This is a genomic window from Enterococcus silesiacus (genome assembly GCF_001886225.1).
Lineage (GTDB): Bacteria > Bacillota > Bacilli > Lactobacillales > Enterococcaceae > Enterococcus_L > Enterococcus_L silesiacus.
The window spans coordinates 1-1,474 of the sequence record NZ_JXLC01000059.1 but is presented as its reverse complement, the minus strand read 5'-3'; the positions used below and the strand labels follow the sequence as shown (position 1 = coordinate 1,474).

The 1,474-nt window shown below is 34.5% G+C and carries 1 protein-coding gene; it reads left to right on the top strand.

The window, feature by feature from the left end; genetic code table 11:
* Positions 1-1,474 (top strand): serine hydrolase domain-containing protein (locus RV15_RS18360; RefSeq protein ID WP_139243066.1); only part of this gene is annotated, 1,474 nt, incomplete at both ends.

Here is a 1,474-nt window from a genome sequence, read left to right as displayed (position 1 = left end):
TAACCATTTTGGACTTGATGCACCATACAGCAGGATTTGAAGAAAAAATTGAGGGAATGGATCTACAAAATGTTGATCAAATAAAGCCCTTAAAAGAAACCATTACAAAGGAAAAACAACCCAAACAAGTCTATGAACCTGGAACCGTTACTTCTTATTCAAATTATGGTGCGAACTTAGCAGGTTATATTATTGAACAAGTGACAGGTCAAGACTATATCGTCTATATGAATCAGTTTATACATGAACAACTTAAAATGAATCATTCAACTTTTTCCATTGTTTATGATGATGAACCTGTTATAAAAGACAATATGAGCTTTGGTTATTCATTTGATGGCTCATCATTTAAACTAGAAGATTTCTTATTATCAAATGATATGCCAGCAGCATCTCTACACTCAACAGCAACAGACATGACTCATTTTATGTTGATGCTATTAGATAATAAAGAAAATACGCCTTATCAGTTTTTTAAAGAGGCAAAAACTTTAGAGCAGTTCAAAAGTCACTCTTACAGTATCGTCCCAGAAACGATTGGAAATGCTCATGGCTTTTGGGAAAAAGAAGTAAATGGTAAACGTCTCATTGGACATGGTGGAAATACAGCGGGCTTTACATCACAACTAAATTTTGATCCTGAAGAAGGAACTGGTTATGTTTTATTAACGAATGTTGGTGGTGAAGCAACAGGTATTCGAAGAGATTTAGAAACATTATTATTTGGACAAGATACTGCTACTACTGACATCGCAATTGAAAAAAGCGCTATGGATAAAAAAATAACTGGGCGCTATCGTGGTGCAAGAACACAGGTATCAACCATGGCAAAATTATCTTCTATCGTTTTCGACGGTGATTTTATCCTAACAGAAAATACTGAAGGTGGCATTAACTTAAAAATTCCAGGAGAAAAAGAGACTATTCATTATGTTGAAGTAGCATCAGGCATTTATCAAAAAGTTGGTAATGAGCTAACAGATATTGAACGAAGTGGCGTGAATCTTAACACCTTGTATTTTGAGGTAAATGATAAAGATGAAGTTCGCAGAATTGGCTTTGGTGTAACTCATGAATTTCTGCCTGTTACTTCTGTCCTAGATACACAGTTGTTTAACCTGATTGCTTTTGGAATTTCATTTGTAGCATTTTTAGGTTCGTTGATTTATTTACTGGTTAAATTTATCAAACAAAAAATGAAAAAGAAAGTAAATGGTTGGTCACGAAACTACACCTTACTTGCAGCCTTTTCAGCCGTTGGTCTACTTGTCATGATCACTGCTATTGTAATGATGCTTAGATTTGCATCCAATCCTGTGATGATTATATCTTCTATGCAACCCTTATTTTATATCAATTGCTTATTACCAATTTTTACAGTTGGCATGATTGGTTGGCTCGCTTGGAGTTGGCGCAAAAACGATGCAAAATGGATGACCTTTATCTTAATTCTGATTGCTTTACTTACAACTAT